Raw genomic sequence first — 26534 nt, 5'->3', positions numbered from 1 at the left:
CCTATGGAACGACTCCGTCGACAACATAATGCCCAGTGGTATCACGAAACCCAAAGCAGCGTGCGGGGCGATGCGCCGCTGGAGCCTCAGGCGGCTACCCTGCGTGACCGTTTTCTGCTGGGGCTGGGCGCCTTCGCCGATGAAGCCTTAAACAGTGCGCTCAGCGCTCGCGCCGGCGTGTTCAGCGCCTCGTTGGCCGGTTACCACGCGCTGTTTCCCGACCAGGTGCCGCTGTCACGATACGTGACATTGTCACCCTACGATCGCCTCAGCACCGCGTTGACCGTCGCTCAGGTGACGGGTGTGCAATCGCTTTGTAGCCACTACGCCGCTCGCCTCGCCCCGCTGCACAGCCCGGACGCCTCCCGGGAAAGCAATATCCGCCTCGCTCAGATCACCCAATATGCCCGCCAGCTTGCCAGCCAACCCACGCTGATTTGCCGCAAGGCGCTGCAACAGCTCGCCGACGTCGGGCTGAGCCCGGCGGATATCGTCACCTTTTCGCAAATCATCGGTTTTGTCAGCTATCAGGCGCGCGTGGTCGCGGGCGTCGCGGCGTTGGCCGGCCGGCCGGCGGTGGTGGTGCCCGGCTTCCCTAACGTCGAAGACGCCGATGGCGTCGCGTTCAGTGCCGAAGAGTTAAGCTGGACCGCGCGTCTGCCGCCAATCGACACCGAAGCCGCCGCCGCCGAACAGCTTGACGTGCTGGATCAGAGTCACCCGCAGGCGCGCGCCGAATCTTATTATCTGCTGTTGGCGCACAATGCCGCCGCACTGCGCGAGCGTAACGGGGTGTTCAACGGCATCAATGCCGAAGGATATGGGTTATCGAGCCGCCTGAAGGCGCTGGCGACGCTGGCGGTCTCGCGCATCAACGGCAGCCACTATTGCGCATCCACGGTGACACAAGAACTCCAGGACGACGGACTGGCCCAGGCGCTGTTCGCCGGGCTGCCTCAGGGGCTGGCATTTACCGAGGATGCCGTCAAACGCGCGGTGATCCACACCGCCGCCGAACTGACGCGCGCACCGGAGAAATTTACCCCGCAGAGCGTGCAGCCGTTGTTCAACAGCGGCCTGAATCAGGCGCAGGCGCTGGAGGTGATCCTCACCGCCGCGCTCTACGCCTGGGAAAATCGCCTGCGCCAAACGCTGGGCGATGCGGAACCGGCACAACCGGCGCCGTGATCTGTCATCACTGAGTTGACGGCTAGCGTCCTTCGCCGTTAACTCACCCTTCTCTGTTTCGGCGAAAAACTTCACCAAAATATAAATTGATAAAGCAAAAATCCAAACACACTTCATTTATCAGGATTATGATTCGTTTTGTTCTACCATCGGCGAAAAACAGGGTTCGTCAAAATTATGTCTGCAAACAAAGTAATAGGCAGATTGCGCCATCGCTCAATTCTGTAACCGTCCTCATCGCATAAGCAGTAAAACAAGGTTTTAACCCTGCTAATTAATAGATGGACTCATTAACACCCCTAACCTTTCAGCAGTGGTCGTCTTGCTATTTAGTTTCTATGATTAAGCCGATAGCGGCGTTGTGATGACCCCTTTTAAATATTCAACAAAGATAAACGCTCGCCGTTATTCCCATTATTTTAATTTTCTATCACAGCAAAAAAATATTGTGAGGTAACCCTATGTCTGAACAAGAACTTAAATCCAGCAACAGTATCGTTAACGTGATTGTCGTCATCGATACCGATGCCCTGATAGAAGCATTCGAGAATAACAACCCCAGCCAGGACGCCGGCAACCCGACGGGCATTGGCCATCAATACGCCTATATGGTCGTCACCTCCGAACAGGTGATCGGCGGCTCCGGCACGGCGGACCTGAACTTTAAGGCCAATGTCGGCGATGTCATTCGCTGGACCGGCACCTCGGAATCCGCCAATTTCGACGCCAGCGTGCTGATCTACGGGCTGCCGCAGTTCGGCAGCGGCACCCAGGTTTTCTCCAACCCGACCTTCAAAATGTATACCCGCAGCTCGATGATGCCGGCGCAAAATACCGTATTCCCCGTCAGCTTCACCAACCAAACCTATTGGTTTATACAGGCGGACATTACCAATACCGGCACGGAAAACTATTGCATCCAATTTGGCCTTTATTATCGGCCAAACGGCGGCGATCAGAAATTACTGGGTTATTTCTATTGGGATCCGACCATTACCATCAGTAATTAACATGATTTCATCGGCCGTTAGAGAAAACATGATTATGGCCCCGTAGGGCCATAATCATGGCGGGAACATAGGATAAACATAAACGTCTCTATTCTTTTTGCCGCCGCAACCACTCGCTGGCGGCATCGAAAAACTTCTGCGCCAACGGCGTGGCGCGCTCCGACATATCGACCACCACCGCCGCATGACGCGGCATGGCGCCGATGGCGACCGGACGGCGCTGCAACGCCGGCATCAGCGGCGATTGCAGCTGGCCGCGCGGAAACAGTCCGCAGCCCAAGCCGACGAAAATGCCCTCGAGCAGTTGGAAGATCGAGGCAGTCTCCAGCCGCGTGTGCAGCGTCAACCCGGCGTCGCGGAAATGCTGATCGAGATAGCGGCGGAAATACCGCGTCGGCTCGGCCAGGCACAGCGGCAAGGCGGCCACCGCCTCCAGCGGCAACGGCGTGTCGCCCACCAGCTTAGGGAAGTGTTGCGGATGAAATACCAGCTCTACGCCGGTTTCCACCAGCGGTTGTGATTGAAAATGCAGTTCCTTCAGCGTCGACAGCTCGAAAAAGCCGATGCCGATGTCGACGGTATGCGCCGTCAACGCCTCCAGCAATTGATCGGCGCTCAGCACCGCCAGCCGGTAATCAAGATGGGGATAACGCTCGCTGACCGCCTTGAGCATTTCCGCCACCGAGATGCTGCACTGCGGCACCACGCCAAGGCGCAACGTACCGTGCAAACCGTGCTTGAGCGACTCCACCTCCAGCTTCAGCCCTTGGTAAACCGAGACGATCTCACGCGCCCACGCCAGCACCCGCTCGCCTTCGGCGGTAAAACCGCCGAAATGGTTGCCGCGGTTAATCAGCGAAACGCCCAGCTCTTTTTCCAGGTTTTTCAATCGCATGGACAGCGTCGGCTGGCTGACGAAGCTGGCCTCCGCCGCCCGGCCGAAGTGGCGTTCCCGTTCTAAATTACACAAATAAATCAGTTGTTTAATATCCATAGCGCGGCTCAATGATCGGCATTCGCGCTCAGTATACCACCGGGCGTCGTCGCTCGCCCGGTGAGTCAGAGCTTCAGCTTCATGTAATCCATCAGGCGTGAGAACACGCCGCCCTGCGGCACCGCCTGCAGCGCCACCAGCGGCAGGGTTTTCACCACCTGGCCATTATCGCTGATGCGGATCTCGCCAACGGTTTGTCCTTTGTTGACCGGCGCTTCCAGCCGCGCGGCATTGATCACGTACTGCGCCTTCAGCTTGTCCGCCTCGCTTTTCGGCAGGCTGAGCGTCTGGTCCTGCGCGCTGCCGACCGGCAAGCGGTGGCTTTCGCCGTACCAGACCGGCTCTTCCCCCAGGCTCTGGCCGGCGCTGAACAGGTGTACGGTGGTAAAGTCGCGCAGCCCCCACGTCAACAGCTTACGCGCCTGTTCCTCGCGGCCTTTGGAACTTTTGCCGCCCATCACCACGGCGATCAGGCGGCGATCTCCTTCGGTGGCGGAGGCGATGATGTTGAAGCCGGCCGAGGCGGTGTGCCCGGTTTTCAGGCCGTCGACGTGCAGAGTCTTATCCCACAGCAGGCCGTTGCGGTTCTGCTGCGTGATGCCGTTCCACGTCAGCGATTTCTCGCTGTACATGTGGTATTCCGCCGGCTCGCTCATGATGATGGCGCGCGCGATCACCGCCAGATCGCCGGCGGTGGTGAACTGCCCTGGCGCATCCAGCCCGTGCACCGTCTCAAAATGGGTGTTCTGCAATCCCAACTGGGCGCTCTTCTCATTCATCAGCTTGACGAAGTTGGCCTGACTGCCGGCGACATAGTCCGCCATCGCCACGCACGCGTCGTTGCCGGAATCAATGATGATGCCGCGGCTGAGATCGCGCACCGTGACCCTGTCACCGGGTTTCAGAAACATCAGCGAGGATCCTTTGAACACCGGGTTGCCCTGCGCCCAGGCGTCTTTCCCCACGGTGACGACATCGTCGAGGCCAATCTTATGCTGGTCGAGCGCATGGTCGATCACCAACCCGGTCATCAGTTTGGTCAGGCTGGCCGGATTGCGCCGCTCGTCGGCATTGCCGGCGGCCAACACCTGGCCAGTGGTGTAATCCATCAACACGTAAGAGGCGGCGTCTATCGCCGGCGGAGTCATGGCGGGAAAATGGGACACCGTTTCCGCCGCCTGCGCCGCCAAAGGCAGTAAGATACCGCCGATCACTACTGATACTGAACGCTTCACGCTGTGTTCCTCAGGCCCGCAGGCTAAATAAAATGCCAATATAATCCGTGAGATAGACTGCATGAATTCACTTTCAGACGAAACCATTACTCTTTTGCAGCGGGTGTCTTTATGCAACCATTTGTTTAGGTCAACAAACATCTGCGATAGATATGCTCTATGCCGCCATTGCCCCATTCGATTAGACGCCCGCCTGCCGCGCTCCTAAACTTGTGACATAAATACGCAAAACGCATAAAAAAGCGTTTACTTTTTAGCTACAACCACCTGCGAAGTGTCACCATGAAATTCAAACCGTCAATCAAGCCTTATACCGGCCCGGCGGGCGGCTGGGGTTCGCTTGAAGCCACCACCCGCTTTGTCCTCGACAGTAAACAAACGCTAAAAAACATGCGCAACCTGATGCGCGTCAACAAGGCGCGCGGCTTCGACTGCCCCGGTTGCGCCTGGGGCGACGACAACCACAGCACCTTCAGCTTTTGCGAAAACGGCGCCAAAGCGGTCAGTTGGGAAGCGACGCGCAGCGCCGTGGAGCCTGAGTTCTTCGCCGCCCACAGCGTCAGCACCCTGCAGCAGCAGAGCGACTATTTCCTCGAGTATCAGGGGCGCCTCACCCATCCGATGCGCTACAACGCCGAAACCGACCACTATGAGCCTATCCATTGGCCGGACGCGCTGGCGCTGATCGCCAAACACATCAACGGCATGGACAACCCGAACCAGATCGAGCTGTATACCTCGGGCCGCGCCAGCAACGAAGCGTCGTACCTTTATCAGCTGTTTGGCCGCATGCTCGGCACCAGCAACTTCCCCGACTGTTCCAATATGTGCCACGAGGCGAGCGGCGTTGGGCTGAAGCAGAGCATCGGCGTCGGCAAAGGCACCATCCGCATCGATGACTTCGAAAAGGCCGATGCCATCTTCGTGTTCGGTCAAAACCCCGGCACCAACCACCCGCGCATGCTGCACAGCCTGAAAAACGCCGCCCGACGCGGCGCGCGCATCGTCAGCTTTAACACCCTGCGCGAACGTGGGCTGGAAAGGTTCGCCGATCCGCAGGATCCGGTGCAGATGCTGACGCCAAAATCCTCGCCGATCAGCTCTTCCTATTACCAGCCGAATCTGGGTGGCGATATGGCGGCGGTGCGCGGCATGGTGAAAGCCCTGCTGGAAACCCACCGTCAGCGCCTCGCCGCCGGTGAGCCCCCCTGTTTGACCTGGCGTTTATCGAACGGCACAGCGTCGGCGTAGAGGCTTATCTGGCGCAGGTGGACGCCACCGAGTGGCAGACCATCACCGCGCAATCGGGCCTGAGCGAAGCGCAATTGCGCCAGGCGGCGGCCACCTACCAGGGCGCCGAACGGGTGATCTGCACCTGGGCGATGGGCGTGACGCAGCATAAACACTCTATCGCGACGGTGCGCGAAATCACCAACCTGCAGCTGCTGTTCGGGCAACTGGGCAAACCGGGCGCCGGTCTGTGCCCGGTACGCGGCCACAGCAACGTCCAGGGCAACCGCACCATGGGGATCGATGAGAAGTCGCCGAAGGCGCTGCTCGACAGCCTGGAACGCCACTTTAACTTCACCGCCAATCGCGCGCTGGGCCACAACACGGTGGAAGCGATCGAAGCGATGCTGCGCGGCGAAGTGAAAGTGCTGATCGCGCTGGGCGGCAATCTGGCCGCCGCAGCGCCGGACACCGAGCGCACCGCCCGCGCCCTGCGCAACTGCGATTTGACGGTACACATCAGCACCAAACTTAACCGCAGCCACCTGGTGACCGGCAAAGACGCGTTGATCCTGCCAACGCTGGGCCGCACCGAGCTGGATATGCAGGCCAGCGGCTCGCAGTACATCACGGTCGAAGACTCTTTCAGCATGGTTCACGCTTCGGAAGGCATCGGCAAACCGCTGGCGGATACGCAACGTTCGGAAACCGCGATCGTTTGCGGCATTGCCGACGCGGTGCTGGGCACGCAGCAGCTGGACTGGCTGGAGTTGGCCGACGACTACTCGCTGATCCGCGATCATATCGCCGCCACCATTCCCGGCTTCGAGGATTTCAACCGGCGCTGCGACCAGCCCGGCGGGTTCTACCTGGGCAACGCCGCCGCCGAACTGCGCTTCGCCACGCCGAGCGGCAAGGCGGAATTCAGCGCCGCCGCGCTGCCGGCGACCCTGTTCCCGCAGCTGGGCGACGAGCAAGCGCCGTTTACCCTGCAAACCCTGCGTTCGCACGATCAGTACAACACCACCATCTATGGCCTGGATGACCGCTACCGCGGCGTTTACGGGCAGCGCGAAGTGTTGTTCATCCATCCGGAAGATCTGGCGGCGCTAGGCCTGCAGGATGGCGAACGGGTAGAGATAGAAACCCTGTGGAACGACGGCGTGGTGCGCAAGGTGGACGGCTTCAAGCTGGTGAGTTACGACATTCCGCGTGGCAACCTGGCGGCCTACTATCCGGAAACCAACCCGCTGGTGCCGCTGGCGAGCTTCGGCGACGGCACCGGCACCCCGACGTCGAAGTCAATCCCGGTGGTGATTCGCCGCAGCGAGCAGCAACCCTCGCTGCGTATTGCCTGAAAACGCGCGCCCGGTTCACGCCGGGCGCGCCAATATCTCCAGGATGGTCTGCAATTCGTCAGACAGCTGATGCCTGCGCCAGACGAAGTAGAGATCGCTCACGCCCTCCTCGCCCATTTCCACCACCTTCAGCCCCGGCGCCGGCAAGATCTGCGGCAGCAAAGAGCCAGGCACGCAGGCGACGCCGCAACCGGCTTGCACGCAGGCCGCCATCGCGGCATAAGATTCCATTTCCAGCGTCATGCGCGGCTTCAGCCCGCGCGAGGCCAGCCAGTGATCGACCTTCAGGCGGAACGAGCATTCGCGGCTGAAGGTGTAAAACTCCAGCGCCGCCAGGATAGCGGCGTCGGGTTGCCCGGCGTCGGCCGGCATCAGCAGCACCAGCCGCTCGTCAAACGCCTTTTGGCTGGCCAGCAACGGATGTTCAATCGGGCCGTCGGTGATCGCCAGATCGAGAGTACTGTCGATCAGCATGCGCTCCAGCACCAATGAATCGCGGCTGAGCACGTTGATCTGCAGATGGGGTTGTAAACGGCGCAGCCGGGCGATGCGCGCCGGCAAATGGCTGACCAGCGAGAAATCCAGCGCCCCGAGGTTCAGCAGCCCGTGCTGGTACTCGCCGGCGAACAGTTGCTTGCTGCGCTCAGCCTGCGCCACGATGTCGCGCGCCTGCTGGTAGAACAACCGGCCTTTGGGATTGACGTACAGCCGGTTCTTGTCGCGAAAAAACAGTTCGCCACCCAGCGACTCCTCCAGCTCGCGCAGCCGCAGCGTGACGTTGGAAGGCACGCAGTGCAGCTCGCGGGCGGCGGCGGCGATGGTTTTATGCTCCACCACGGTACAGAAAAACTTCAGCTGACTCAGCTTCATTTATCATTCACTTTTAGTTAGTGTTTTAGTTAAAAACAATCACTTTAGATTAGCATCGATTTCATCTACAGTCTGCCGACACCCTGAGGAGGATCTCTGATGCCACTGAATGACCTACTGACGCTGCCCGGCGTGGCGGCCCAACCGGACGCGGTAACCGATGGTTACGTGTTCAACCACACCATGATCCGCGTGAGGGACCTGACCAAGGCGCTGGATTTCTATACCCGCGTACTGGGCTTTACGCCTGTCTATCTGGAAACGTTCGAAGAAGCCGCTTTCACCATTTGCTACCTGACGCGCAGCCCGCGCGAGCAGATCCCGCAGGATGACGACGAACGCAAACGCTGGGCGCTGAGCCAACCGGGCATTCTCGAACTGACCCATAACCACGGCACCGAAAATCAGGCGGATTTCCACTACCACAACGGCAACGGCGAGCCGCGCGGCTTTGGCCACCTGTGCGTCACGGTGCCGGACGTGCGCGCCGCCTGTGAGCGTTTTGAGCGCCTGGGCGTCACCTTCCAGAAACGCCTGCATGAAGGCCGCATGAACTACGTGGCGTTCATTCGCGATCCGGACGATTACTGGATTGAAATCCTGCAGCCGACGCCGCTGCGGGACTGATTGCCCCCTCCTTCACCCCGGCCCTCGCGCCGGGGTTTTTCGTCGATAGCGCTTCGATTGACCATTCTTGCGCAAAATCGCGCGGCAACGCGGGGTTCCGTGACGTTAGGCTTGCTCGCAGCGGGTGATTCGCGTAAAACTGTCAGCCGCAAATCTTGCCACTCACAACCCATTCACTGGACGATATGTTTCAAGATAACCCGCTGCTGGCGCAGCTTAAACAGCAACTTCACTCTCAGACCCCGCGCGTTGAAGGCGTCGTGAAAGGGACTGAGAAAGGCTTTGGCTTTCTTGAAGTAGACGGTCAAAAAAGCTACTTCATTCCACCGCCGTACATGAAGAAAGTCATGCACGGGGATCGCATTATCGCCACCCTGCACACCGAGAAAGAGCGCGAAATCGCCGAGCCGGAAACCCTGGTCGAGCCGTTCCTGTCGCGCTTTGTCGGCCGCGTGCAAAAGCGCGACGATCGTCTGTCCATCGTGCCCGATCATCCGTTGCTGAAAGAGGCGATTCCGTGCCGCCCGGTGCGTGAACTGACCCACAACTTCCAGGCCGGCGACTGGGCGGTGGCGGAAATGCGTCGCCACCCGCTGAAAGGCGATCGCGGCTTCAACGCCGATCTGACCCAGTTTATCACCGACGGTGAAGACCATTTCGCCCCGTGGTGGGTGACGCTGGCACGCCACAATCTGGAAAAAGAAGCGCCGGAGATGCAGGCCCTCAGCGAGCCGGACGCCGCGCTGGTGCGTGAAGACCTGACCGCGCTCGAATTCGTCACCATCGACAGCGCCAGCACCGAAGACATGGACGATGCGCTGTATGTGACCGACAACGGTGACGGTTCGCTGCAGTTGACCATCGCCATCGCCGATCCGACCGCCTACGTCGAGCAAGGCAGCAAGCTGGACGATATCGCCCGCGTGCGCGCCTTCACCAACTACCTGCCGGGCTTCAACATCCCGATGCTGCCGCGCGATCTGTCGGACAACCTGTGTTCGCTGCGCCCTAACGAGCGCCGCCAGGTGCTGGCCTGCCGCGTAACCATCGCCGCCGACGGCGCGCTGGGCGACGATATTCAGTTCTTCGCCGCCGAGATCGAATCCAAAGCCAAACTGGTGTACGACGAAGTCTCCGACTGGCTGGAAGGCATTGCAGGCTGGCAGCCGCCGAGCGACGCCATCGCACAACAGATCACCCTGTTGAAACGCGTTTGCGACGCGCGTAACGCCTGGCGCCACCAGCATGCGCTGGTATTCAAAGATCGCCCGGACTACCGCTTCGTGCTGGGTGAAAAAGGCGACGTGCTGGAGATCGTCACCGAGCAGCGCCGCAGCGCCAACCGTATCGTTGAAGAGTGCATGATCGCCGCCAACGTCTGCGCCGCCATCGTGCTGCGCGATCGCCTGGGCTTCGGCGTGTACAACGTGCACACCGGTTTCGATCCCGCGCTGGTTGAGCAAGCGGTCACCGTACTGCAGGCCAACGGCGTCGAAGCCGAAGCCGAAAAACTGCTGACCCTTGAGGGCTTCTGCGAACTGCGCCGCCATCTGGATGCGCAGCCGACCCAGTTCCTCGACAGCCGCATCCGCCGCTTCCAGACCTTCGCCGAGATCAGCACCACGCCGGGGCCACACTTCGGTCTGGGACTGGAGGCTTACGCCACCTGGACATCGCCGATCCGTAAATACGGCGATATGGTCAACCATCGCCTGCTGAAGGCGATCATCAACCAGCAGCCGGCGGAAAAACCGCAGGATGACGTGACGGTGCAGCTGGCGGAACGCCGCCGCCTGAACCGCATGGCGGAACGCGACGTCGGCGACTGGCTGTACGCCCGTTTCCTGCAGGACAAGGCCGGTACCGATACCCGCTTCAACGCCGAGATTATCGACGTGACACGCGGCGGCCTGCGCGTGCGCCTGCTGGACAACGGCGCGGTTGCCTTCATCCCGGCGCCGTTCATTCATGCGGTGCGTGACGAGATGCAATGCAGCCAGGAAACCGGCACCGTGCAGATCAAAGGTGAAGTGGTTTACCGCCAGAGCGACACCTTGCAGGTCACCATCGCCGAAGTACGCATGGAAACCCGCAGCGTGATCGCCCGCCCTGCGGTCTGACGGTAGGATAGCGTGCGGTAACAAGCGTCAAGCGCCGGCGGTGAAAACCGCCGGCGCTTTTTTTGCCCCGCGTCTGCTAGCGCAGCGGATCGCCGCCGGTTTCACGCAACAGCGGCAACGCGGCCAGCGAGATCAGCGTCGCCAGCATCAGATAGCCGGCGGGCGCTAACAATGAACCGCTGAGCACGATCGACTGTGAAGCGATGTATTGGGCAAAACCACCGAAAATTGCGACGCCGAGGCTATAAACCAGCGCAAACCCCAGCGCGCGCACCCGCTGCGGAAACAGCTCGGAAATCATCAACAACGTCGGAACAGAACCTAACGTTGTCAGCGCAACCATCAACGCCACCACACTCAGCAACACCGCCGGATGCGGCGCCACCGTCAACAGCCAGAAAACCGGCAACGCCAGCAACAAAATGGCGATCCGCGCCCAGCGGATCAGCGGCAGACGGCCATAACGATCGCACCAATGCCCGACCAGCAGGCTGCCGACGAAGGTGATAATCCCGGCCAGCAGCATCGCCGCATACCCGTAGGTCTGCGCCATCCCCAGGTACTTAACCGCAAAGGTGCCCAGATAGTACATCGAGATATAGGTCGCGACGGTGGCGCCGATGGTCAACATCACGCCGAGCATCACCGCCCGGGAATGTTTGCGCAGCGGTACAGGCGCCTCATGGGTACGCTCCGCCGGCGGCCGGTCGCTTTCCAGCCCGAGACGCAGCCAGCAACCGAGCGGCGCCAGCGCCACGCCGATGAAGAAAGGAATGCGCCATCCCCATTCAGCCATCGCGTTCGGTTCGCCCGAAAGCAGCGGCAGCGCGGCGCTCAACCCCAGCGCTGTCACACCGCCAATCACGCTGGCAATGCCCTGCGTCGCCAGTGACCAGCTGGAATAGAAGCCGCGCCGATTGGGCGGCGCCGACTCCACCAGCAACGACATTGACGCCCCCACCTCTCCGCCCGCCGCCACGCCCTGGATCAGGCGCGCCACCACCAGCGTGATGGTTCCCCAATAGCCGGCGCTGGCGTAGGTCGGCGCAAAACCGATCATCGCCGTACCCAGGCTCATCAGTGAAATCGTCAGGATCATCGCCGGTTTGCGTCCGCGGCGATCGGCATAAGCGCCGATCAAAATACCGCCCAGAGGCCGCATAATAAAACTGACGCCGAACGTGGCGAACGCCAGCAGCAACGCCAGATTAGGATCGCTCGACGGCGGAAAGAACAGCACACTAATATAAATGACGAAGAAGTTATAAATGCCGAAGTCGAAAAATTCCAGTGCATTACCGAAGGAGGCGGCAAATATCACTTTCTTGCCACCCGTCTTCGACGGCGCATTTATTTCTGATTGCGTCACCGCCGTATTTTCACTCATTATGACCTTCCCTGTTATTATTCTTTTAGTTTATTTTAAATAGGCTTCCACCAGCGCTCCCCAATAATGGCTGCCCGCCGCCAGGCATTCATCGTTAAAGTCATATCCCGGGTTATGCACCATACAGCTTCCTTCACCGTCGCCATTACCGATCAGCAGATAACAACCCTGCGGCTGCGCCTCGAGCATGAAGGTGAAATCTTCACTGCCCATCAGCGGCTTGGCGCCGTAGTGCGCGCGCGCGGCGCCGAACTGCTGCTGCGCCACCTGATGCGCGAAGCGCGTCATGGCCTCATCGTTAACCAATACCGGAGCGCCGTTGATGTGGTTCACGATTGCCGTGGCACCGAAGCTTTGCGCCTGCGCCTGAATCAGCGCAGGAATGCGCGTTAACAGCTCGGTTCGCCACTCGCGCCCCAGCGATCGCACGCTAAGCCGCATTTCCGCGCTGTCCGGGATAACATTGGCCGCCTCACCGGCCTTAATGCTGCCGACGGTGATCACCGCCGCCTCCAGCGGATCGGTATTACGCGAGACGATGCTTTGCAGCGCGACGACGATATGCGAGGCCACCAGCACCGGATCGACGGTCAGATGCGGCATAGCGCCGTGCCCACCGCAGCCTTGCACGGTAACGACGAATTGGTCCGTCGAAGCCATAAAGGCGCCGTGACGGAAGAAAAACTCGCCCACCGGCAGACCCGGCATGTTGTGCATGGCGAAGATGGCGTCACAGGGAAAGCGTTCGAATAACCCTTGCTCCACCATCAACGCGCCGCCGCCCAGCGTCTCTTCCGCCGGCTGAAAAATCAGATGCAGCGTGCCATTGAAGCGGCGGGTTTGCGCCAGGTAACGCGCAGCGCCGAGCAACATGGTGGTATGGCCGTCGTGGCCGCAACCGTGCATGCGGTTGGGCACGCTGCTGCTCCAGGATTTGCCGTTGTTTTCTTCGATCGGCAGCGCATCCATATCGGCGCGCAGCCCGAGACGCTTCGCACCGGCGCCCGCTCGCAGCGTACCGACGACGCCGGTGCCCGCCAATCCGCGGTGCACCTCATACCCCCACGAACTCAGATAATCCGCCACCAAATCGCTGGTACGAAACTCCTCGAAGCCAAGCTCCGGGTGCTGATGAATATCATGACGAATGGCCGTTAGCTGCGGTAAATAACCTGCAATGACTTTATCTATCATTATTAATTCCTTTTATTGACTTTATTATTTGTGAAATAAATGAATGGCGCTTCGAGCGCGAGCCAAGATATATCACGCAAAACGTTTATTAGTACCCCTTGTGTCGGCTATACAGAAAAATAATGCCAAAGGGATCGCGCAAGCGATGGGTTTAGATATTATCCGCCAGATAAAAATTAAAAATGCAGCAGGAAACGCTGCCGGGCCACATTGCGACGACAGCCTGCACCAATGGGGTTTCATCACGTTGTTTTTACACCAAAACCCCACCTGCTTCACATTTCTCATCCGACCTGCCGCGGTTCGGCGGCAAAACTTCTACTGTTAAAACGTCATCCCTAATAACAACGTCAATTTCTACCTCTGTACGCCAAGGAGTTGTTTCATGAAAAACATCAGGTCCGGACTTATCTGGCTGCTGGTGGCGTTGGTCGGCGCTTTCGCCTTCGCCATGCTGGCGCTCAGCCGCGGCGAACACGTCAACGCCGTCTGGCTGGTGGTCGCCGCCGTCGCCTGCTACAGCATCGCCTACCGCTTCTACAGCCGGTTCATCGCCGACAAGGTCTTTGAACTGGATGACCGCCGTCTTACCCCGGCCGAACGCCACAACGACGGCCTGGACTATGTGCCCACCAACAAATGGGTGCTGTTCGGCCACCACTTCGCCGCCATCGCCGGCGCCGGGCCGCTGGTGGGGCCAATCCTGGCCGCGCAGATGGGCTTCCTGCCGGGAACCATCTGGATCCTGGTCGGCGTTATGTTGGCCGGCGCGGTGCAGGATTTTCTGGTGCTGTTCATCTCCACCCGCCGCGACGGACGTTCGCTGGGGGAAATGGCCAAGCAAGAGCTGGGCGCGTTCGCCGGGGTGATCACCATGCTCGGCGCGCTGGGGGTGATGATCATCATCCTGTCGGCGCTGGCGCTGGTGGTGGTAAAAGCGTTGGCCGACAGCCCGTGGGGGCTGTTCACCATCGCCGCCACTATCCCGATCGCGCTGTTCATGGGCATCTACATGCGCTTTATCCGGCCGGGCAAGATCGCTGAAATTTCGGTGATCGGTTTCGTGCTGATGCTGCTGGCGATCGTTTACGGCGGTAACGTGGCGCAAGATCCCTATTGGGGGCCGTTCTTCACGCTGCACGGCACCACCCTGACCTGGGTGCTGGTGATCTACGGCTTCGTCGCCTCGGTGCTGCCGGTATGGCTGCTGCTGGCGCCGCGCGATTACCTTTCCACCTTTATGAAAATCGGCGTCATCATCGGCCTGGCCATCGGCATCGTCTTCGCCATGCCGGAGATGAAAATGCCGACGGTCTCGCGCTTTATCGACGGCAGCGGCCCGGTGTTCGCAGGCGCCCTGTTCCCATTCCTGTTCATCACCATCGCTTGCGGCGCCATTTCCGGCTTCCACGCGCTGGTTTCCAGCGGCACCACGCCCAAACTGGTGGAGCGCGAAAGCCACATTCGCTTTATCGGTTACGGCGCCATGCTGATGGAGTCTTTCGTCGCCATCATGGCGCTGATCTGCGCCTCGGTGCTGGATCCGGGCGTTTACTTCGCCATGAACTCGCCGGCGGCGCTGATCGGCACCACGGTGGAAAATGCTTCGCAGGTCATTAACAGCTGGGGCTTTATCGTCACGCCGGAAACGCTGGCGCTGATCGCCAAAGAGGTGGGTGAGAATTCGATACTGTCGCGCGCCGGCGGTGCCCCGACCTTCGCCGTGGGCATGGCGCACATCATCAGCGAGGTGTTCAATAGCCGGGCGATGATGGCGTTCTGGTACCACTTCGCCATTCTGTTCGAAGCGCTGTTCATCCTGACCGCCGTCGACGCCGGCACCCGCGCCTGCCGCTTTATGGTGCAGGATCTGGTGGGCGTGGCGGTGCCGCAGCTGGCCAACAACCGCTCCTGGCTCGGCAACCTGGCGGGCACCACGGTGGCGGTGGCCGGTTGGGGTTTCTTCGTGTATCAGGGGGTGGTCGATCCGCTCGGCGGCATCAATACCCTGTGGCCGCTGTTCGGCATCGGCAACCAGATGCTGGCATCGATGGCGCTGATCCTCGGCACCGTGGTGCTGTTCAAGATGAAGAAGCAGCGCTACGCCTGGGTGACTATTCTGCCGACCGCCTGGCTGTTCGTCACCTCGATGACCGCCGGCTGGCAGAAGATCTTCCACGAAAAACCGAGCATCGGCTTCCTGGCGCAGGCGAAGAAGTTCTCCACCGGCATCGAGCAAGGCACGATCATTGCGCCGGCCAAGTCGTTAAAAGACATGGAGACCATCGTGTTCAGCAACCAAATCAACGCCGCGCTGTGCGGGTTCTTTATGCTGGTGGCGGTGACCATGCTGATCGCCGCTTTCTTCGCCATCCGCCGGGCGCTGCGTTCCGAACAACCGACGGCGCACGAGGTCAGCGCCGCACTGCGGGAGGAAACCAGCCGTGGCTGAGTCCCGGGGTTGAGATAGACGGCCGGCCTCTCGAGCAATGCGCTGCTCGAGGGGTTGGGTCGTTACCGCGCCGGTGGGCAATATTGCGTTTACGGCGGCATCCGCCTCCGCCTCACCGATCAACGGACTGCTGCAGCTGTTTTATTTCTTGCCTGCCTAGGCTATTTCTATTTTTTGCTTTCGCTCAGTTGCGTATGGCACGACTGGCACCCGGCCATGCCGTTCGCCTGACGCTAGACCACAACGTGCAGTAAAGACACGAGATAGGAGATAGGAGATAGGAGATAGGAGATAGGAGATAGGAGATAGGAGATAGGAGATAGGAGATAGGAGATAGGAGATAGGAGATAGGAGATAGGAGATTTTCAGCGACTACTCGGGAACATACATACCAGAAGCTTCGGTGCAATGGGCATTTACCGAAGTGCAAAGAAACTGAAGTATCACAAGGGTATCATTGCTGATCTTCCATTATCGTTATGTTATATTTCAGATTGTTTTAAAACGTAACATAAGGAAATGATTATGAAAAAGAGACATATGGCATGCTTGCTCTATATATTGATGGGAATTGCAGAATACGCAAACGCTAACTCAACAATTCAAGCACTCGCAAACTGCGATGCATCATTTTTTAAAGAAATACAGAATGATGGGAATTTAAAGTCGCTCATCCCTTCGTTAGATATATCCATGTTAAAAACCACCGGAAAATTATCGTTCCCGACCACATTTACATCCCCGGAAGGCATTGAGGTTAATAGTTTTATTGTTACTTATACCGACTTTGATAAATACAAAGAAATTAGCACATTTGATGTGAAAGGCCAATTCTACTATTGGGGGTTTGAGTCCCTTCAATCCTTTAATGAGATTGTGAAAATTCTATCCCAGAAAATCAACCTAGTTAAAATTGGAAATATTTACACCTACAACCCAATGATACGAAACACCGTTGATGGCCAATGGATGGCTAATAACTCAGCCGTTGACGGTGTAGCACCAGAAGAGAACTCAGCAGAAAAATTGTTTATAATAGAAGACAATAAAGAGAAAGGTGTTGTGAGTATCATGTGTACATTACAAGGGAAAATTACTGACAAAGACTTATATCTTACTGGGTTATTGAAAAAATGAAAAAATACAACCAATTGATCATCACACTCTTAGGTTTCGCACTCATATCAGGTTGTAGCAGCGAAAAATCAAAAGACACATCTCCACCACCAGGGTATACCAAATTATTCCAGGGAAGCGACTCGATTACCTACCTGAAGAAAAGTGCAATATTATAAATAATTTAAATAATTGTAATGACACTGCTTTAGTGACGAATTATGAGCCGATAAGGGCGAAAATCAATCGATTTTTCCCGAAAGAGAGATCGTGCGGAAAATAAACAGTTCAGCGAAAATTAAGTGAAAGGAAAGCCGATAATGGATAATGAAAGGAGGATGGCGCGTAGCCGCCATCCTTTAGCGATAATAGTGTGAGCACCGAGGAATAGACGCAGGCCATCAGTTCAGCAGGCTGCTGCCGAACGCCCCCTGCCAATCCTGCTCGAACTTCTCGACCGCGGCCTGTACGGCCGGCGCATTCAGGAACTGCTCCGCCACGTCCACCGGCAGCGTGATGGCCTGACAACCCGCGAGCAAGCACTCCAGCGCCTGGCGCGGCGTTTTGAAGCTGGCGGCCAGCACCTGCGCCGACGGCGCATGCAGGCTCAACAGCTGCTGCAGCTCGTGCACCATTTCGATGCCGTCGCCGCCCTGCGCGTCCACGCGGTTGACGTAAGGCGCCACATATTCCGCACCGGCCAATGCCGCCAACAGCCCTTGCCCGGCGCCGTATACCGCCGTGCCCAGCGTCGGGATGGACATCGTTTTGAGTTTCTTGATCGCCGCCAACCCTTCGGCGGTTGCCGGGATCTTGACCACCAACCCCGGTACCCGCTGGCTGAGCAGCGCCGCCTCCGCCACCATACGTTCCGCATCGGCCGCCATCACCTGCGCAAACAGCTTGCCGGTGCCGCCGAGGGCGTCGCGCAGCGCGGGCAGCACTTCCCAGATCGGCTTGCCTTCCTTCGCCACAATGCTCGGGTTGGTGGTGACGCCGTGCAGCGGCAGAATGCGCGCCAGGCGTTTTACCGCGGTCACATCGGCGGTATCGAGATAAAGCTCCATCACGGACTCCTGTGTCATGTTCTGTTGACGGATTCAAACTCTGATCATCATAGGGCAAAAAAAACGTCAACCTTTGATCAAAATCAATCCAACTTTCATTCGAAACACCTTTAATGGCGAAAGATTCAGCAACGCCAAACGGGTGACTCATGTTCTTCAATCTGCAGCGCTACTCGACCCATGACGGCCCCGGCATCCGCAGCGTGGTCTTTTTAAAAGGCTGCCCGCTGAGCTGCCGCTGGTGTCAGAACCCGGAAAGCCGTTCGCGCCACGCAGACCTGCTGTTTGACGAGCGCCTGTGCCTGAGCGGCTGCACGCTGTGCGCCGAGCGTTGTCCGCAAGGGCTGCAGCGCACCGACGGGCCGCTGACGCTGCAACGCGAGCTGATTAGCGCAGACGATTATGCCGCCCTGGCCGCCACCTGCCCGACCGGCGCACTCAGCCTGTGCGGCAGCCCGGTCAACCCCGACGATATCATGGCCGAGGTAATGCGGGATAAGCCTTTCTACCTGCGCAGCGGCGGCGGTTTAACGCTGTCCGGCGGCGAGCCCTTTATGCAGCCGGAGGTTGCGGCGGAACTGCTGCGGCGCGGCCGCGAGGCCGGTATCCACACCGCCGTCGAATCCTGCCTGCACGTTCCCTGGCGTTACATCGCCCCTTCGCTGCCGTGGCTGGATCTGCTGCTGGCCGATCTCAAGCACATCGACGAAGCGCGCTTCAGAGCCTGGACCGGCGGCTCCGCACGCCGGGTGATGAACAATTTCCGCCGGCTGGCGGCGCATGGCGTGCCAATGACCGTGCGCGTGCCGCTGATCCCCTATTTCAACGCCGATCGCCGCTCAGTCCGCGCGATCGTCGACTTCGCCGCCGACGAGATCGGCGTATCGGAGATCCACTTTCTGCCGTACCACACGCTGGGCATCAACAAGTACCACCTGCTCGGCGAGCCCTACCGCGCCGCCCGCACGCCGCTGGACGCGCCCGATCTGCTGGCCTTCGCCGAAGCCTATGCCGGCGCCAAAGGCCTGACCGCCATTTTGCGAGGATAACGCCATGACCACGTTGGATTTGACCACCCTCAGCGCCCGCATTCAGGCGCACAAGAACGCGCTGATTCACATCGTCAAACCGCCGGTGTGCACCGAACGCGCGCAGCACTATACCGAAGCCTATCAACAGCATCAGGACAAGCCGCTGCCGGTGCGCCGCGCGCTGGCGCTGGCCAACCACCTGGCGAAACGCAGCATCTGGATCGCCAACGACGAGCTGATCGTCGGCAACCAGGCCAGCGAACTGCGCGCCGCGCCGATCTTCCCCGAATACACCGTCGGCTGGATAGAAAACGAAATAGACCAGTTGGCCGACCGGCCGGGCGCCGGTTTTTCGGTCAGCGAAGAGAACAAGGCGATTTTGCATCGCCTGTGCCCCTGGTGGCGCGGCCAAACGGTGCAGGATCGCTGCTACGGCATGTTCACCGACGAGCAAAAAGCGCTGCTGGCCACCGGCATCATCAAGGCCGAGGGCAACATGACCTCCGGTGATGCTCACCTGGCGGTCAACTTCCCGCTGTTGCTGGAGCTAGGTCTCGACGGCCTGCGTGAAAAAGTGAACGCGCGCCGCAACCGCCTGCGCCTGAGCGAGTGGGAAGATCTGCACAAAGCGCAGTTTCTCAACGCTATCGACATCGTGCTGGCGGCGCTGAGCGAACACATCCTGCGCTTCGCCCGCCTGGCGCGCGACATGGCGCAAAACGAACCGCGCACTGGCCGGCGTACCGAGCTGCTGGCCATCGCGGATAACTGTGAACAGATCGCCCATCGCCCGCCGCAAACCTTCTGGCAGGCGCTGCAGCTGTGCTATTTCATCCAGCTGACGTTGCAGATCGAATCCAACGGCCATTCGGTTTCCTTTGGCCGCCTCGATCAATACCTCTATCCCTGGTATCGGCGTGACGTGGAGCTGGAGCAAAAGCTGGCGCGGGAAGACGCCATCGAGCTGTTGCACAGCTGCTGGCTGAAGCTGCTGGAGGTCAACAAGATCCGCTCCGGCTCGCATTCCAAGGCTTCCGCCGGCAGCCCGCTGTACCAGAACGTCACCATCGGCGGACAGAAGCTGCTCGACGGCCGGCCATGCGATGCGGTCAACCCGCTGTCCTACGCCATTCTCGAGTCCTGCGGCCGCCTGCGCTCCACCCAGCCCAACCTCAGCGTGCGTTACCACGCCGGGATGAGCGCCGATTTCCTCGACGCCTGCGTACAGGTGATCCGCTGCGGCTTCGGCATGCCGGCATTCAATAATGACGAAATCGTCATTCCCGAGTTCATCAAGTTGGGGGTCGAACCGCAAGACGCTTACGACTACGCCGCCATCGGCTGCATCGAGACCGCCGTCGGCGGAAAATGGGGCTATCGCTGCACCGGCATGAGCTTCATCAACTTCGCCCGCGTGCTGCTGGCGGCGCTGGAACAGGGCCGCGACGCGACCTCCGGGCAGATCTTCCTGCCACAGGAACAGGCGCTGTCCAAAGGAAACTTCGCCGATTTCGAGCAGGTCTTAGCCGCCTGGGATCGGCAAATCCGCTACTACACGCGCAAGTCGATCGAGATCGAATGCGTGGTGGACAGCGTGCTGGAAGAGAATGCCCACGATATCCTCTGTTCCGCGCTGGTGGATGACTGCATCGAACGCGGTAAAAGCATCAAGCAAGGCGGCGCCAAATACGATTGGGTTTCCGGCCTGCAGGTCGGCATCGCCAACCTGGGCAACAGCCTGGCGGCGGTGCGCAAACTGGTGTTCGACCAGGGGGCGATCGGCCAGCAGCAGTTGGCGACGGCGCTGGCCGAAGACTTCGCCGGGCTGGATGGCGAGCAGCTGCGCCAGCGGCTGCTTAACGCTGCGCCCAAATACGGCAACGACGTGGACGAGGTCGATCGGCTGCTGGTGCGCGCCTACCAAACCTATATCGAAGAACTGAAGCAGTATCGCAACACCCGCTTCGGCCGCGGGCCGATCGGCGGTGGTTACTACGCCGGCACCTCGTCGATCTCGGCCAACGTGCCCTTCGGCGCCGCCACTCTGGCCACGCCCGATGGTCGTAAGGCGCACACGCCGCTGGCGGAAGGCGCCAGTCCGGCGTCCGGCACCGACCACCTGGGGCCGACGGCGGTGTTCAATTCGCTCGCCAAGTTGCCGACCGAGGCGATCCTCGGCGGCGTGCTGCTCAACCAAAAGCTGAACCCGGCGACGCTGGACAACCCGCGCGATCGGGAAAAGCTGATGCTGATGTTGCGCACCTTCTTCGAGAGCTACCGCGGCTGGCATGTGCAGTACAACATCGTGTCGCGCGAAACGCTGCTGGCGGCGAAGCAACACCCTGACCAATATCGTGATTTAGTGGTTCGCGTAGCTGGCTATTCCGCCTTCTTTACCGCATTATCCCCTGAGGCGCAGGATGATATTATTGCGCGCACAGAACATACTCTTTAAACCTTTGACTCTTAGCGGCCGCGCCTTGGCGGCCGCATCATCAGGCCGATATGAATTTACGACAACAGACCATATTGCAGTTGGTTAACGATCGCCGGCGGATCAGCGTCAATGAGCTGGCGCGCGCCTCGGGCGTCTCGGAAGTCACCATCCGGCAGGATCTCAACCTGCTGGAAAAGCGCAGTTATCTGAAGCGGGTGCACGGTTCCGCCGTGGCGTTGGAGAGCGACGACGTCGACGCCCGCATGATGTCCAATTTCACCCTCAAGCAGCGGCTGGCGCAATACGCCGCCGCGCAGGTCAACGACGGCGAGACGATCTTTATCGAGAGCGGCAGCGCCAACGCCCTGCTGGCGCGCTACATTGCCGAACGCAAGCGCATTACGCTGATCACCGTCAGCCACTACATCGCCAACCTGCTGAAAGAAACCGACTGCGACGTGATTGTGCTGGGCGGCATGTACCAGAAGAAAAGCGAGACCGTGGTCGGCCCGCTGACGCGGCTGTGCATTCAGCAGGTGCATTTCAATAAGGCGTTTATCGGCATTGACGGCTTTCAGGCCGAAACCGGCTTTACCGGCCGCGACATGATGCGCGCCGATGTGGTCAGCGCGGTACTGGCCAAGGGCGTGGAGAATATCGTGCTGACGGACTCCAGCAAATTCGGCCAGATCCAGCCCAATCCGCTGGCGCAGCCGGGGCAAATCAGCCGGGTGATCACCGATTCACGTTTGGCGCTGGAGTATCAGCATCAGCTGAAACGCCAGGGCGTACAGGTGGAATTGGTCAACGAATAACGCAGACCACCGCCGCACCGCGCGGGCCACGCCGCGCGTCTTTCCCCTTGCACCGCAGGATTTTAAGACTATTTACCTGTTTATCCTTCCCGAGAAACCTATACTCAGTTTCGGCGACTTTTGGGCCGTAACCCGCTAATTATTCGGCCGTTAACAAAAAATGCCATTTTTTATATCGATACTGTGCGGGAATCAACAGCAGGCCTGATTTATGGTTAACGCCTATACTTATAGGGCACTTCCATATAGCCAATGCTAAGGAGAAGTCATTATGATGATTATCAATAAACGTTTCGCCACCGCCGCTCTGGCACTGACTCTGGCGTTTTCACTCAGTGCCTGTTCCAACATGTCCAAACGCGATCGCAACACCGCTATCGGCGCCGGCGCCGGTGCAGTCGGCGGCGCAGTGCTGACAGACGGCAGCGCGCTGGGTACGCTGGGTGGGGCTGCGGTAGGGGGCATTATCGGTCACCAGGTAGGTAAATAACCTGACCGAGAGCCCTCCGCCGACAGGCGGGCAAAAGCGCCTTGGCGCTTTGACGTATTAACCAATAACGATGATTTCAGGTCTGTTTTACGTTAAGTCTATGGTTCTTTTGCCGTTAACGGGCTAACCCCCGGCAGCAACAACCTCAAGCCATGCCACGGCATTGCACCGCGGCATGGCGATTCACCTCAACCGCCCGCCAGTTTGACCTTCATGCCTTTGGCTTCCAGCAGTTGCTTGAGCAGATCGCGTTTATCGCCCTGGATCTCGATGACCCCGTCTTTCACCGAACCGCCGCAGCCGCATTTCTTTTTCAGCTCGGCCGCCAGTTTATCGAGCGCAGCATCATCCAGATCGACGCCGGCGATCAGACATACGCCCTTCCCCTTGCGACCGCTGGTCTGGCGCTGGATGCGCACGATGCCGTCGCCCTTGGCGCGTTGCGGTTTAACCTCTTCCTGCTTGATGCGGCCGGTGTCCGTGGAATACACCAGGCGGCTGTTATCGTCACTCATCGGCGGTTCCTCAGGCCAAAGAGGCGCGGATCGCGCGCAGCGTCGCGGCCGGATCGGCAGATTGGGTGATCGGACGCCCGATCACCATATAGTCCACGCCGGCGCCCTGCGCCTGCACCGGCGTCATGATACGGCGCTGATCGCCCGCCGCGCTGCCTTCAGGGCGGATCCCCGGCGTAACCAGTTGGAAAGCCTGCCCGCAGGCCGCCTTCAGCCGCTGCGCTTCGTGTGCCGAACACACTACGCCGTCCAGCCCACAGTCGCGGGTCAGGCGCGCCAGGCGCTCGGCGTGTTCCGCCGGGCTGGCCTCGATGCCGATGCCGCGCAGGTCTTCCGCTTCCATGCTGGTGAGCACGGTTACGGCGATCAACAGCGGCGCATCCGTCCCGAATGACGCCAGCGCTTCTTTAGCGGCAGTCATCATGCGCGAGCCGCCGCTGGCGTGGACGTTAACCATCCAAACGCCCAGTTCGGCCGCCGCCGCTACCGCATGCGCAGTGGTATTGGGAATATCGTGGAATTTCAGGTCGAGAAACACGTCGAAACCGCGCCCATGCAGATCGCGCACCAGCTGCGGCCCAAACAGCGTGAACATTTCTTTGCCCACTTTCAGCCGGCAGTCTTGCGGATCGATACGGTCGGCGAACGCCAGCGCAGCGTTCTTATCGGCGTAATCTAACGCCACAACGATTGGAGATGATTTTAAGTCATTGTTATTAGCGTTATTTTCAGACTTCATTTCTTCTACCTTTTGTAAAATGGAGATAATCAGGGACTCACCCGCGAAACTGACCGCCGCATTCTACATGTCGGGGGCCCGAAATCCCAGCCGCAGCGCGCACCTACGCTCTGTCATGTTACCTCCCGCCTTTGTCATGGCGCGTCAATGAACGCCCGTCAGCAATAAACCACGCAGCGTAAAACGCCGTAAAGATGCGTAAATTGTTAATCAGATATTTTGAAAGACTTGCTCAGCATTATCAGATTTTCAATCGGCACGGATGCTTTATTATTCACCACATCGGAAGCGAACGGCTTCCTTCCTAAATAAACAGACTGGAGTCACCTATGAAAACCATCAAATATTTTGCAGCCGCAGCCGCTATCGCACTGACCTCTTTCGCCACCTTAGCCGCTGAACCGATCAGCAGCCAGCAGGCCGATAACCTGACCGCCACCGGCATCGTTTCCGCAGGTCACGCAACGACCCTCAGCAGCCTGGAGAAAAAGCTGGCCGCTAAAGCGGATGCCCAGGGCGCCAGCAGCTACCGCATCATCTCCGCCGGTGGTAACAACATGTTGAGCGGCACCGCGATCATCTACAAATAATGTTTCCGGTACAGGGCCCGAACGTTCGGGCCCTGCCTCTGTTTGCCGCCTGAAAAAAACGCATTTTCCCCGCCCCGCTTTGTTACAAAAATATTAAATTTTTATTACACACTAGACACCCGATCGTCAGTGGCTTAGCTTGAAGGCATCTTCCTGCAGAAAGGCTTTCAAAATGAGCGAGATATCGACACTTACCATTAAAATTCCTCTGGAACTGAAGGAAAAAATCCGCGCCGCCGCCGCTGAAAACGAATTTTCGTTGAGCGTGGAAGTGTGCCAGCGCCTGGAAAGCAGTTTCAGCGCGCCCGCCACCAAAGCAGAAAAACCGGCCAAAAAGGCGGATGACCTGCACCACGGCGAGATCGACAATCAAAGCACCGAAGAAGAAATTGAACAGCCGCTGAGCCAGAAAGAGCTGAAGAAACTCCGCCAGCTGTTAAAAACCGGCGCCAAAGGCGGCAAGAAAAAGTAAGTATGAACATAAAAAAACGGGGCGATAAATCGCCCCGTTTTATTTTGTCGCGCCGCCGCGTTATTGCCCGTCCAGACCGCGGATCGGTTTGACCGATGACCAGGCGCGGCACGACGGGCAATGCCAATAGAGCGAGTGCGCGGTGAAGCCACATTTGTGGCAGCGGTAGCGCGGCTTGGTGCGAATTTGCTCGCCGACCATGTCGCGCAACAGCAGCAGACTCTCTTTCGCACGGCCGTCTTCAGCGTCCGCCAGGTGATAATCCATCAGCCGATAAAACACCCGCATAGTGGGATGACGCTGCAGCTGACGGTTGATATAGACCTGCACCACGTCGCGCCCTTCGTGCTGCTCGATGATCTCGGCCAGCATCAGATCGGCGGTAGCGCCGGTGTTCTCTTCCACGCAGCGCTTAAGAAAATCGGCCCAGTTGTGCTGTTGTTCCGGCAGATGCGTGTAGCATTCCTGCAGCATCGGCAGCGTTTCGCTGACCAACTCTTTATCCTGGCTCAGTACGCGTTGCAGCGACTCTGCCGCTTTGGCGTAGTCGTTTTGCGCCATGTAGATGCGCCCGAACATGATGGACACGCGCGCACACTGTTTATCGGCCGCGTCCGCCCGCTTGAGCAGGCTCATCGCCCGATCGAGATCGTCGCTGCCCATCGCCTGCAGCGCCAGTTCACAATAAAAGTGCGCGATCTCGACGCGTTGTTTCTCTTTGCCCAGCTTGACCAACTTTTCCGCCACGTCGATCGCTTTCTGCCAGTCGCTGGTCGCCTGATGGATCACCAGCAGTTGCTGCAGCGCCGAGACGCGAAAATCCGCTTCGTCAGTCAACTGGCTGAACATGTCTTCCGCGCGGTCGTACAGCCCGGCCGCCATATAGTCGCGGCCCAGCTGCTGCACCGCCAGCAGGCGCTGTTCGAAGGTCAGGGAGGCGCTTTCCATCAAGGCCTGATGGATGCGGATGGCGCGGTCGACTTCACCGCGCGAACGGAACAGGTTACCCAGCGTCAGGTGGGCTTCAACGGTGTTGCTGTCCTCTTTCAACATGTCGAGGAACAGATCGACCGCCTTGTCCTGCTGGTTGGAGAGCAGAAAGTTCACCCCTGCCACGTATTCGCGCGACAGGCGGTTGGCTTCTTGCTGTTTATCCTGCTGAGCGCTTCTGCGCCCCATGTACCAACCGTACGCGGCAGCCACGGGCAGCAACAGAAACAGCAGTTCTAACATAGAGGATTATTCCTTGCTGACAACAGGCTGAGCCGCCGGTTCAGCGGGCTGCTCAAGCTGCAGCTCCAGCCTTTTGATCTTGCGCTCGGCGCGACCCAGCGCAATACGCGTGCGCAGGTAGAACAGGCCGCAAATGATCCAGCCGAGAACGAAACCGGCACCAAACAGCGTGGCCAACAGGGTCGATACGCGATAGTCGCCCTGCGCAACCAGATAGTTAAAATTGACCACCTGATCGTTATGCGCACCCAAGGTGACGGAAATCACGAAGATCACCAGAACCAACAAAAAAATCAGCAAATATTTCACATTCTTTCCCGCGATGCCGAGTGAATCGGATGAACGATGCCAAAATGTGGCGTCC

The 26534-nt window shown here is 59.0% G+C and carries 22 protein-coding genes and 1 pseudogene; 13 read left to right on the top strand and 10 right to left on the bottom strand.

Annotated elements, in window-relative coordinates; translation table 11 throughout:
* Positions 1–3 precede the first annotated feature (3 nt).
* Both ACMGF7_RS19005 and ACMGF7_RS19000 read left to right on the top strand, forming a co-directional pair.
* Positions 4–1188, top strand: coding sequence for a CMD domain-containing protein (locus tag ACMGF7_RS19005; protein ID WP_049239777.1), 1185 nt, complete (start codon positions 4–6; stop codon positions 1186–1188).
* Positions 1189–1649: 461 nt separating this feature from the next.
* Complete coding sequence (locus ACMGF7_RS19000; protein WP_015378018.1) at positions 1650–2198, top strand: inclusion body family protein; 549 nt, start codon at positions 1650–1652, stop codon at positions 2196–2198.
* 88 nt (positions 2199–2286) lie between these two features.
* Here the strand turns inward: ACMGF7_RS19000 and ACMGF7_RS18995 are convergent, their stop codons facing one another.
* Both ACMGF7_RS18995 and dacD read right to left on the bottom strand, forming a co-directional pair.
* On the bottom strand, positions 2287–3192 hold the full coding sequence (locus ACMGF7_RS18995; RefSeq protein WP_197799142.1) for a LysR family transcriptional regulator: 906 nt from the start codon (positions 3190–3192) through the stop codon (positions 2287–2289).
* 65 nt (positions 3193–3257) lie between these two features.
* Positions 3258–4427 carry a serine-type D-Ala-D-Ala carboxypeptidase DacD gene (dacD, locus tag ACMGF7_RS18990; RefSeq protein ID WP_049239775.1) on the bottom strand — a complete coding sequence of 390 codons (1170 nt, stop codon included), beginning with the start codon at positions 4425–4427 and terminating at the stop codon, positions 3258–3260.
* Between the two features lie 282 nt (positions 4428–4709).
* Between dacD and ACMGF7_RS18985 the strand changes: the two are divergent.
* Positions 4710–7015, top strand: a pseudogene (locus tag ACMGF7_RS18985) (FdhF/YdeP family oxidoreductase).
* A gap of 15 nt (positions 7016–7030) precedes the next feature.
* Here ACMGF7_RS18985 and ACMGF7_RS18980 read toward each other — a convergent pair.
* Entirely contained in the window at positions 7031–7885 is an 855-nt protein-coding gene (locus tag ACMGF7_RS18980; RefSeq protein WP_049239773.1) for a LysR family transcriptional regulator, read from the bottom strand.
* A 99-nt stretch (positions 7886–7984) separates the two neighbouring features.
* On the opposite strand from ACMGF7_RS18980, the gene gloA reads away from it, so the two are divergent.
* Positions 7985–8512, top strand: a complete 528-nt coding sequence (gloA, locus tag ACMGF7_RS18975) for a lactoylglutathione lyase (RefSeq protein WP_118891984.1) — start codon at positions 7985–7987, stop codon at positions 8510–8512.
* 185 nt (positions 8513–8697) lie between these two features.
* Positions 8698–10632 (top strand): exoribonuclease II, encoded by a 1935-nt coding sequence (locus ACMGF7_RS18970; RefSeq protein ID WP_420286575.1) that lies wholly within the window; start codon positions 8698–8700, stop codon positions 10630–10632.
* 76 nt (positions 10633–10708) lie between these two features.
* Here ACMGF7_RS18970 and ACMGF7_RS18965 read toward each other — a convergent pair whose 3' ends face one another.
* Both ACMGF7_RS18965 and ACMGF7_RS18960 read right to left on the bottom strand, forming a co-directional pair.
* Positions 10709–12019 (bottom strand): MFS transporter, encoded by a 1311-nt coding sequence (locus ACMGF7_RS18965; RefSeq protein ID WP_193549379.1) that lies wholly within the window; start codon positions 12017–12019, stop codon positions 10709–10711.
* Positions 12020–12049: 30 nt separating this feature from the next.
* Positions 12050–13213: a M20 aminoacylase family protein gene (locus ACMGF7_RS18960; protein WP_182264359.1), complete on the bottom strand. Its 1164-nt coding sequence runs from the start codon at positions 13211–13213 to the stop codon at positions 12050–12052.
* A gap of 385 nt (positions 13214–13598) precedes the next feature.
* On the opposite strand from ACMGF7_RS18960, the gene ACMGF7_RS18955 reads away from it, so the two are divergent.
* A complete protein-coding gene (locus ACMGF7_RS18955; RefSeq protein ID WP_420286573.1) occupies positions 13599–15665 on the top strand; it encodes a carbon starvation CstA family protein in 2067 nt (688 codons plus the stop codon).
* A gap of 525 nt (positions 15666–16190) precedes the next feature.
* Entirely contained in the window at positions 16191–16802 is a 612-nt protein-coding gene (locus ACMGF7_RS18950; RefSeq protein ID WP_043147540.1) for a hypothetical protein, read from the top strand.
* A 380-nt stretch (positions 16803–17182) separates the two neighbouring features.
* Here the strand turns inward: ACMGF7_RS18950 and fsa are convergent, their stop codons facing one another.
* Positions 17183–17848 (bottom strand): fructose-6-phosphate aldolase, encoded by a 666-nt coding sequence (gene fsa, locus ACMGF7_RS18945; RefSeq protein WP_049242933.1) that lies wholly within the window; start codon positions 17846–17848, stop codon positions 17183–17185.
* Positions 17849–17997: 149 nt separating this feature from the next.
* On the opposite strand from fsa, the gene ACMGF7_RS18940 reads away from it, so the two are divergent.
* From ACMGF7_RS18940 to osmB, 4 genes are all read left to right on the top strand, one after another.
* The gene (locus ACMGF7_RS18940; protein ID WP_049242934.1) at positions 17998–18897 is read left to right on the top strand and encodes a glycyl-radical enzyme activating protein; all 900 of its coding nucleotides are present in this window, start codon (positions 17998–18000) and stop codon (positions 18895–18897) included.
* A gap of 4 nt (positions 18898–18901) precedes the next feature.
* A complete protein-coding gene (locus ACMGF7_RS18935; RefSeq protein ID WP_420286571.1) occupies positions 18902–21334 on the top strand; it encodes a formate C-acetyltransferase/glycerol dehydratase family glycyl radical enzyme in 2433 nt (810 codons plus the stop codon).
* A gap of 50 nt (positions 21335–21384) precedes the next feature.
* Positions 21385–22131 carry a DNA-binding transcriptional regulator YciT gene (locus ACMGF7_RS18930; RefSeq protein ID WP_004930631.1) on the top strand — a complete coding sequence of 249 codons (747 nt, stop codon included), beginning with the start codon at positions 21385–21387 and terminating at the stop codon, positions 22129–22131.
* Positions 22132–22402: 271 nt separating this feature from the next.
* Positions 22403–22621, top strand: a complete 219-nt coding sequence (gene osmB, locus ACMGF7_RS18925) for an osmotically-inducible lipoprotein OsmB (RefSeq protein WP_004945176.1) — start codon at positions 22403–22405, stop codon at positions 22619–22621.
* 188 nt (positions 22622–22809) lie between these two features.
* Here the strand turns inward: osmB and yciH are convergent, their stop codons facing one another.
* Both yciH and pyrF read right to left on the bottom strand, forming a co-directional pair.
* Positions 22810–23136, bottom strand: coding sequence for a stress response translation initiation inhibitor YciH (gene yciH, locus ACMGF7_RS18920; protein WP_049242939.1), 327 nt, complete (start codon positions 23134–23136; stop codon positions 22810–22812).
* 10 nt (positions 23137–23146) lie between these two features.
* Positions 23147–23875 (bottom strand): orotidine-5'-phosphate decarboxylase, encoded by a 729-nt coding sequence (pyrF, locus tag ACMGF7_RS18915; RefSeq protein WP_049242941.1) that lies wholly within the window; start codon positions 23873–23875, stop codon positions 23147–23149.
* A 329-nt stretch (positions 23876–24204) separates the two neighbouring features.
* Here pyrF and bhsA point away from each other — a divergent pair, with 329 nt between their 5' ends.
* Both bhsA and ACMGF7_RS18905 read left to right on the top strand, forming a co-directional pair.
* Entirely contained in the window at positions 24205–24465 is a 261-nt protein-coding gene (bhsA, locus tag ACMGF7_RS18910) for a multiple stress resistance protein BhsA (RefSeq protein ID WP_049242944.1), read from the top strand.
* A gap of 172 nt (positions 24466–24637) precedes the next feature.
* Entirely contained in the window at positions 24638–24937 is a 300-nt protein-coding gene (locus ACMGF7_RS18905) for an Arc family DNA-binding protein (protein WP_004930644.1), read from the top strand.
* Between the two features lie 60 nt (positions 24938–24997).
* Here ACMGF7_RS18905 and lapB read toward each other — a convergent pair whose 3' ends face one another.
* Both lapB and ACMGF7_RS18895 read right to left on the bottom strand, forming a co-directional pair.
* On the bottom strand, positions 24998–26170 hold the full coding sequence (gene lapB, locus ACMGF7_RS18900; protein ID WP_015378034.1) for a lipopolysaccharide assembly protein LapB: 1173 nt from the start codon (positions 26168–26170) through the stop codon (positions 24998–25000).
* A gap of 6 nt (positions 26171–26176) precedes the next feature.
* A complete protein-coding gene (locus ACMGF7_RS18895) occupies positions 26177–26479 on the bottom strand; it encodes a LapA family protein (RefSeq protein ID WP_004930650.1) in 303 nt (100 codons plus the stop codon).
* Between the last annotated feature and the right edge of the window lie 55 nt (positions 26480–26534).

It is taken from the genome of Serratia sp. BNK-17 (assembly GCF_048684935.1).
GTDB lineage: Bacteria > Pseudomonadota > Gammaproteobacteria > Enterobacterales > Enterobacteriaceae > Serratia > Serratia nematodiphila.
The sequence above is the reverse complement of the archived record's forward strand: the minus strand, read 5'-3'. Positions and strand labels throughout refer to the sequence as shown.

What these genes read in the sequence shown, in the direction of transcription:
- ACMGF7_RS18905 (WP_004930644.1), top strand. Translation starts at nt 24,638, where the DNA reads ATGAGCGAGATATCGACACTTACCATTAAAATTCCTCTGGAACTGAAG.
- ACMGF7_RS18980 (WP_049239773.1), bottom strand. Translation starts at nt 7,885, where the DNA reads ATGAAGCTGAGTCAGCTGAAGTTTTTCTGTACCGTGGTGGAGCATAAA.
- ACMGF7_RS18960 (WP_182264359.1), bottom strand. Translation starts at nt 13,213, where the DNA reads ATGATAGATAAAGTCATTGCAGGTTATTTACCGCAGCTAACGGCCATT.
- ACMGF7_RS18930 (WP_004930631.1), top strand. Translation starts at nt 21,385, where the DNA reads ATGAATTTACGACAACAGACCATATTGCAGTTGGTTAACGATCGCCGG.
- pyrF (WP_049242941.1), bottom strand. Translation starts at nt 23,875, where the DNA reads ATGAAGTCTGAAAATAACGCTAATAACAATGACTTAAAATCATCTCCA.
- ACMGF7_RS18995 (WP_197799142.1), bottom strand. Translation starts at nt 3,192, where the DNA reads ATGGATATTAAACAACTGATTTATTTGTGTAATTTAGAACGGGAACGC.
- fsa (WP_049242933.1), bottom strand. Translation starts at nt 17,848, where the DNA reads ATGGAGCTTTATCTCGATACCGCCGATGTGACCGCGGTAAAACGCCTG.
- ACMGF7_RS18955 (WP_420286573.1), top strand. Translation starts at nt 13,599, where the DNA reads ATGAAAAACATCAGGTCCGGACTTATCTGGCTGCTGGTGGCGTTGGTC.
- ACMGF7_RS18940 (WP_049242934.1), top strand. Translation starts at nt 17,998, where the DNA reads ATGTTCTTCAATCTGCAGCGCTACTCGACCCATGACGGCCCCGGCATC.
- bhsA (WP_049242944.1), top strand. Translation starts at nt 24,205, where the DNA reads ATGAAAACCATCAAATATTTTGCAGCCGCAGCCGCTATCGCACTGACC.
- lapB (WP_015378034.1), bottom strand. Translation starts at nt 26,170, where the DNA reads ATGTTAGAACTGCTGTTTCTGTTGCTGCCCGTGGCTGCCGCGTACGGT.
- yciH (WP_049242939.1), bottom strand. Translation starts at nt 23,136, where the DNA reads ATGAGTGACGATAACAGCCGCCTGGTGTATTCCACGGACACCGGCCGC.
- ACMGF7_RS18950 (WP_043147540.1), top strand. Translation starts at nt 16,191, where the DNA reads ATGAAAAAGAGACATATGGCATGCTTGCTCTATATATTGATGGGAATT.
- ACMGF7_RS18935 (WP_420286571.1), top strand. Translation starts at nt 18,902, where the DNA reads ATGACCACGTTGGATTTGACCACCCTCAGCGCCCGCATTCAGGCGCAC.
- ACMGF7_RS19000 (WP_015378018.1), top strand. Translation starts at nt 1,650, where the DNA reads ATGTCTGAACAAGAACTTAAATCCAGCAACAGTATCGTTAACGTGATT.
- ACMGF7_RS18970 (WP_420286575.1), top strand. Translation starts at nt 8,698, where the DNA reads ATGTTTCAAGATAACCCGCTGCTGGCGCAGCTTAAACAGCAACTTCAC.
- ACMGF7_RS18965 (WP_193549379.1), bottom strand. Translation starts at nt 12,019, where the DNA reads ATGAGTGAAAATACGGCGGTGACGCAATCAGAAATAAATGCGCCGTCG.
- gloA (WP_118891984.1), top strand. Translation starts at nt 7,985, where the DNA reads ATGCCACTGAATGACCTACTGACGCTGCCCGGCGTGGCGGCCCAACCG.
- osmB (WP_004945176.1), top strand. Translation starts at nt 22,403, where the DNA reads ATGATGATTATCAATAAACGTTTCGCCACCGCCGCTCTGGCACTGACT.
- ACMGF7_RS19005 (WP_049239777.1), top strand. Translation starts at nt 4, where the DNA reads ATGGAACGACTCCGTCGACAACATAATGCCCAGTGGTATCACGAAACC.